General features: G+C 39.8%; 7 protein-coding genes. 5 read left to right on the top strand and 2 right to left on the bottom strand.

Annotated elements, in window-relative coordinates; all coding sequences use genetic code 11:
* Nucleotides 1-428: hypothetical protein (locus tag H5072_RS10030; protein ID WP_182693449.1), on the top strand; the 428-nt coding region annotated here is incomplete at its 5' end.
* Nucleotides 429-498: 70 nt separating this feature from the next.
* Here the strand turns inward: H5072_RS10030 and glp are convergent.
* Nucleotides 499-1,716 (bottom strand): gephyrin-like molybdotransferase Glp, encoded by a 1,218-nt coding sequence (glp, locus tag H5072_RS10025; RefSeq protein WP_182693448.1) that lies wholly within the window; start codon nucleotides 1,714-1,716, stop codon nucleotides 499-501.
* A gap of 96 nt (nucleotides 1,717-1,812) precedes the next feature.
* Between glp and modA the strand changes: the two genes are divergently transcribed.
* From modA to H5072_RS10010, 3 genes are read left to right on the top strand one after another with little or no spacing between them, the layout of a single operon-like run.
* A complete protein-coding gene (gene modA / locus H5072_RS10020) occupies nucleotides 1,813-2,514 on the top strand; it encodes a molybdate ABC transporter substrate-binding protein (RefSeq protein WP_259395917.1) in 702 nt (233 codons plus the stop codon).
* A complete protein-coding gene (gene modB, locus H5072_RS10015; RefSeq protein WP_182693446.1) occupies nucleotides 2,501-3,178 on the top strand; it encodes a molybdate ABC transporter permease subunit in 678 nt (225 codons plus the stop codon). Before modA ends, modB begins: the two co-directional genes overlap by 14 nt.
* A 1-nt stretch (nucleotide 3,179) precedes the next feature.
* Complete coding sequence (locus H5072_RS10010; protein WP_024595621.1) at nucleotides 3,180-4,208, top strand: ATP-binding cassette domain-containing protein; 1,029 nt, start codon at nucleotides 3,180-3,182, stop codon at nucleotides 4,206-4,208.
* Here H5072_RS10010 and H5072_RS10005 read toward each other — a convergent pair whose 3' ends face one another.
* On the bottom strand, nucleotides 4,209-4,967 hold the full coding sequence (locus H5072_RS10005; RefSeq protein WP_182693445.1) for a molybdopterin-synthase adenylyltransferase MoeB: 759 nt from the start codon (nucleotides 4,965-4,967) through the stop codon (nucleotides 4,209-4,211).
* Between the two features lie 288 nt (nucleotides 4,968-5,255).
* Here H5072_RS10005 and H5072_RS10000 point away from each other — a divergent pair.
* On the top strand, nucleotides 5,256-5,991 hold a 736-nt coding region (locus H5072_RS10000), incomplete at its 3' end, for an MFS transporter (RefSeq protein WP_182693444.1).

The following is a 5,991-nucleotide window of genomic DNA, read 5'->3' as shown; positions in this document are numbered from 1 at the left end:
CTTTTGCTATTTCATCATTTGGCGCATTTGCACAAAGTACTGATGATTGGCCAGAAGGCGGTGCAATGCACACGGGCAATACTTATAATTTAGAGGGCAATAGATACAAAACTAAAATCAGTAAAATGATGGATGAGATCTACCCGCAACTAACTGATGATTACCAAGTAGATGCAGTTAAAGCGCAAATAAAAGCATGGGAGCAGTATATAGATGCTACATGTAACGTTGTTGGCATAGCAACGGGTGCCGGTGGCTCTTGGCCCTCAACGTATAGTGTTAAATGCGAAAGAAGCCTAAGTTATGATAGATACTTTGCGACTAAAAATGCGCTGAAGTGTGTTAATAGGTTGAGCAAAGAAGAGTTTGTAGGACGTAGCGAAAAGTTAAACTGTTTAATCCAAACTCTAAACATAAAAATATTTTAAATTAGAGTAGCGCTACAGCTAAATTATACAGTTAGCTGTAGCATGTTAGGCTTTATAACACCTCAATACTTTATAGCAACTCAATACTTACTGTTGCGCCTTTTTCGATATTGCCGCTTTGCGCAGGCACTACAATTAAGCAGTTAGCTTTACTAAGCGACGAAAGTACACCCGAGCCCTGTTTATTAAACGGGGCAACCACTAAGTCACCTTGCTCGTTAATTGTTGCTGTACCGCGTTGAAAGTCAGCTCTGCCAGGGCGCTTTTTAATAACGGATGTAGTAACCGCGTTAAATCGCATTTTAGGATTTACTTCACCAAGACCCGACAGCTTTTGCAGTGCAGGCTCTACTAACTGATTAAACGTAACAGCAGCCGACACAGGGTTACCTGGCAAGCCAAAAAAGTAACTGTTACTTAGTTTACCAAAGGCAAAAGGTTTGCCTGGTTTCATGGCTATTTTCCAAAAGTGAATTTCGCCAATTTCGTTGAGCACTTCTTTAGTAAAGTCGGCTTCTCCAACCGATACGCCGCCTGAGCTTATTACGGCATCGGCGAGTTCATTCGCTTTTAAAAATGCATTGGTGATGAGGTCTTTGTCATCAGGGATAATTCCTAAATCAAGCACGTCGATATTTTTTTGTTGCAGCGCACTAATAATAACAGCGCGGTTACTTTCAAAAATAGCGCCTTGCTTAAGAGGCTGACCAGGTTCAATTAGCTCATCGCCTGTAGAAAGTACGGCTATTTTCAAAGTTCTCACCACGTCTATATTGGCAATCCCTAACGATGCAAGTAACCCCACATCAACGGCTTTTAATTTATCGCCTGCTTTTAAAATAACATCGTCTATAGCAATATCTTCGCCAGCAAAACGCACGTTTTCATTTAGCTCTGGTTGCGCGGTGAACGTAATTTTATCGCCATCTACCGAGGCGTTTTCTTGCATTACAACGCAGTTAGCGCCTGGTGCAATGGCGGCGCCGGTCATTATTCTTACGCATTGCCCTGGGGTAAGTGTTCCTTCAAAAACTTGACCTGCAAACACGCTGCCTACTTGTGTGTAGGTTAAGCTTTTATCTGAAATACACAGCGCATAGCCATCCATTGCTGAGTTGTTATGAGCGGGTACGTTTATAGTTGACTTAACATCGCTTGCTAAAACGCGATCAACACTTTGCATTATAGAAATGGTTTCAACGTCTTTAACAGGCGTTATTGTGCCAAGTATATTTTGTATTGCAGTTTCAATTGGTAATAAACCGGGTGCATTGCAAACATCGTTCATATATATTGCTTACTTAAATCATTTTATTTTGAAACAATACTTATAATGTCAAAGCTTTACAATACATGGTTGGGTTATTTTTTGTGTGTGATATGCATGCTTTCGTGCAGCGTAAACGCAAAAGAAACGCTGCATGTAGCCGTAGCGAGTAATTTTAAAACTGTATTGGAAACCCTACTAAAAAAATCCCCATTACCTAATGTTGACGTGAAAATATCAGCCGCTTCTAGCGGTGTTTTATATTCGCAAATAGTGCATGGCGCGCCATTTGATGTGTTTTTATCGGCCGACGATTTTCGCCCGCAATCGCTTATTAAAGAAGGTTATGCCGAGCAAAGTAGTTTGATCACTTACGCGTTAGGCGAACTTGCTTTGTGGCAACCCAAAGCTGAAAAAGTAAATGATAAAGTAGCCATTGCTAATCCGCGTTTTTCACCATACGGACGTGCCTCAGAGCACTACGCGAATAACCATTTTAAAAAACCAATAAATTATGTGTACGGGAATAATATTACGCATGCGTTTCAGTTTGTGCAAAGTGGTAATGTAGGAGTAGGGCTGGTGGCTGTTTCATCCCTAAAGGCGGCTTACCGTAACACGCAAGATCAAAAATATTTAGATTATACCGTGCTGCCTACCAATCAATATCCCGATATAATTCAACAAGGCGTTATTATTAGCTCGACTAAAAAACATGCTAGCGCTAAGCAACTTATGCAATTTTTAATGGCAGAAGCTACGCAGCAGCAGTTAATTGAATTAGGTTACAGAATAAAGGACAACAATGCTTCAAAGTGATTTAACCGCGCTGTGGTTAACTATAAAACTTGCCTTTATAACCGCAGTACTTCTTCTTATTTTTTGTATTCCTCTGGCTTACAAGCTCGTTGGCTATAACGGTAAATTTAAACCATTTTTAGAGGCATTAATTGCAATGCCTTTAGTGCTACCGCCTACGTTGTTAGGGTTTTATTTACTTGTTTTGTTTTCGCCTGATCACGCTTTTGGGCAGTTTTGGTTTTGGCTAACGGGTACGCAGCTTGCGTTTAGTTTTCAGGGCGTGGTTATTGGCTCGCTTTTTTATTCGCTGCCTTTTGTAATGCAGCCGCTTGTGGCTGGGTTTAAGCATATTAATCAAACCTATAACGAAGCTGCCATTGCGCTTGGATTAAGCCCATTTAAACGCTTTGTGCATTTAATTATTCCGCTTTTAAAACCCAGTATTGGTAGCGCATTTGCTTTAGGCTTTGCGCATACATTGGGTGAATTTGGTTTGGTATTAATGATTGGCGGTAATATTCAGGGGCAAACACAGGTGGTGTCTATTGCGCTTTATGACCATGTTGAATCGTTAAATTATACGGCGGCGCATCAGCTTTCACTTATTTTACTGGCTATTTCGTTTGCCTGTTTAGTGCTGTTATTTAAGTTTAATAAAAGCATTGTAGGGGTTAAGCAATAACATGATTAAGTTAAGCCTTTTTAAAGCACTCAATAATTTTGATTTAGATATAAACCTTGAGCTTGAGTCGTTTAATGTATTGGGTGTTTACGGTCCTTCAGGCTCCGGTAAGTCAACATTACTGCGTTGTATTAGTGGTTTAGAGCCTGCAAAAAGTGTTCATATTAATAATCAGCCAGTGCATGAGTTGCCAAGTGATAAACGCGGTATAACGCTTCAGTTGCAATCGTGCCCGTTGTTTCCTCATTTAGATGTGGCAGGTAATTTAGCGTTTACACAAAAACACTGCGAAAATAAGCAAACCAGCTTAACGCTTCAATACGTTGTTAAAACACTTGAATTACAAGATTTACTAAATCGTGATGTACAAAGCTTATCGGGTGGCGAGCGCCAGCGTGTAGTATTTGCGCGCACTTTGCTTGCCGGTCAAAAATTTATAATGCTTGATGAGCCTTTTAGTGCGCTTGATTGGTCATTGCGTTTTAAAACGCTCACTAAACTCAATGAGTTAGCCGTTAAGTTTAATATTAAATTTATAATAGTAAGTCACTCATTAAAAGAGCTGCTATTTTGCTGCGATACCCTTATTCAGCTTGATAAAGGTAAGGTGATAAACCAAGGTGCAAGTGCGCACGTTGCAAAGGCTATTTACGCAAACGACAGGCAAACACCGCTGAGCTTAATTAATTACGATGTGGTTAAATTTGATAAAGACTACGGGCTATATCAACTGCAATTACAGCAAAGTGAGCAACCGCTTTTTGTGCTTCCTGCACTTGTCGATAGCAGTAATAAGCTAATTATAGAAAGTGAGCAAATGTCGCTTAGTGTGTTAAAGCCTGAGCAAACAACGCACAGTAATGTTTTAAGGTCGGTATTAACTCAGGCTGAGCTTATTAATAATAAGTGGCAGTTAACGCTTAATGTTGACGGGCAAACTTTGTTTGGCTTGGCTTCAAGGCGAGTGTGGGACAAAAACAACTTTAAAGTGGGCGATGTGCTTTATACAACAATCAGTAATCTAGAATAACTAAATGCTGCACACCGCACATTGACTGTTTTTAGCTATTTTAAAACGATTAAACTCCATGCTTAAACCATCCACCAGCAATAAGTGTTTGTCTAAGCCACTTGGCAAACCAGCAAGCATTTTTAGCGCTTCAGTTGCCTGAATACTGCCTATTAGCCCCACAATAGGAGAGAGCACACCGGATTCAGAGCAGCTTTGTGTTTGTTCACTAAAAAATTGCGATAAACAACCATAACAATGACTGTTTTCATCCATAGTAAAACACGCGACTTGTCCTTCCATTCGTATTGCAGAGCCTGACACTAGCGGAACTTTAGCTTTAAAACAGGCGCTATTAAGTGCATTACGCGTTGCTAGGTTATCTGAGCAATCAATTACTATATCAATGTTATTAAATAGCTGCTCTGTAGAGGTATTTGCATCAAAAAATGCCTCAATGGTGTTTATATCTATTTCACTATTAAGTGCGTTAAGCTGTTTTTTTGCAGCACTGCATTTTGAGCTACCAATATCACTTTCTTTATACAGTATTTGCCTTTGCAGGTTGGTCACGTCTATTTCATCGTTATCAATTAAGGTAAGCGTGCCAACTCCAGATGCCGCTAAGTATTGACTTACCGCACATCCAAGCCCACCCACACCAACAATTAAAGCATGCGATTGCCATAGTTTCTCTTGTCCGTCTATATCAAGCTGCGGCAGCATAATATGCCGAGAATAGCGTAGTTGCTGTTGGTACGTTAACGGTGCTTTTTGCATTTTTAAACATCTCATACTTTTTTTGAACAATACCAATTTGTTAAATCCTAGAGCAAGTAGTAACGCTTTTTATTTGCACTGTAACAGCCCTTACCCCCTCACTCATATAGTGCAACTATAACGCATTAAAATAATAAATACATATAACTAGCTGAAATATATGGTTTTTAATTAGTGGCTCAGTAATTGCTGTGTTTGGTTAACTAAAATTTAACAAAGTTTGAGCTACTACTCATATAAAAGAGTGGGGCATTTATAAAACAATAATACGTTTACGAGGAAATAAACATGCAACCGAGTTCTGGATTTAACTTAATATCCTTTAAAGGAAAAATGAAAGTATTACATCTGAGTTGGATGGTCTTTTTTGTGTCATTTTTTGTATGGTTTAACCATGCTCCTTTATTAGGTGCAATTGCGGGCTCGCTTGGTATTACCATGGCACAAGTTAAAACATTACTAATTTTAAATGTAGCGTTAACTATTCCTGCCCGTGTTGTGGTGGGTATGCTGACCGATAAATTTGGTCCCCGGATTGTTTATGCCGCGCTACTTATTACCTGTAGTATTCCGTGTTTTATGTTTGCTATGGCAACCACATTTGAACAAGCCGCTATAGCGCGTTTTGCGCTAGGCTTTATTGGTGCTGGCTTTGTTGTGGGCATTCGTATGGTGAGTGAATGGTTTCCTGCTAACGAGCTGGGCATAGCAGAAGGTATTTATGGCGGCTGGGGTAACTTTGGTTCAGCAGCAGCGGCTATGTTATTGCCAATTATTGCACTTATGTTTGGTGGCGAAGATGGTTGGCGTTACGCAGTAGGTTTAACGGGTGTATTAAGCGTTATATTTGGTATTATTTGGTACTTAAATGTAACCGATACACCAAAAGGCGGTACATACTTTAAGCCTAAAAAAGTAGGCGCAATGGAAGTAACCAGTAAAGGCGACTTTGTATTACTTCTTATTATGAAAATCCCTATGTATGGTGCACTAGCATTACTTACTTGGAAGCTTTCACCAACCG

Source organism: Pseudoalteromonas sp. SR45-5, assembly GCF_014163565.1.
Lineage (GTDB): Bacteria > Pseudomonadota > Gammaproteobacteria > Enterobacterales > Alteromonadaceae > Pseudoalteromonas > Pseudoalteromonas distincta.
This window is presented reverse-complemented; position numbering and strand designations above follow the sequence as displayed.

Coding starts and splice junctions, on each gene's coding strand:
- glp (WP_182693448.1), bottom strand. CDS start 1,716: ATGAACGATGTTTGCAATGCACCCGGTTTATTACCAATTGAAACTGCA.
- modA (WP_259395917.1), top strand. CDS start 1,813: ATGCTTTCGTGCAGCGTAAACGCAAAAGAAACGCTGCATGTAGCCGTA.
- modB (WP_182693446.1), top strand. CDS start 2,501: ATGCTTCAAAGTGATTTAACCGCGCTGTGGTTAACTATAAAACTTGCC.
- H5072_RS10010 (WP_024595621.1), top strand. CDS start 3,180: ATGATTAAGTTAAGCCTTTTTAAAGCACTCAATAATTTTGATTTAGAT.
- H5072_RS10005 (WP_182693445.1), bottom strand. CDS start 4,967: ATGCAAAAAGCACCGTTAACGTACCAACAGCAACTACGCTATTCTCGG.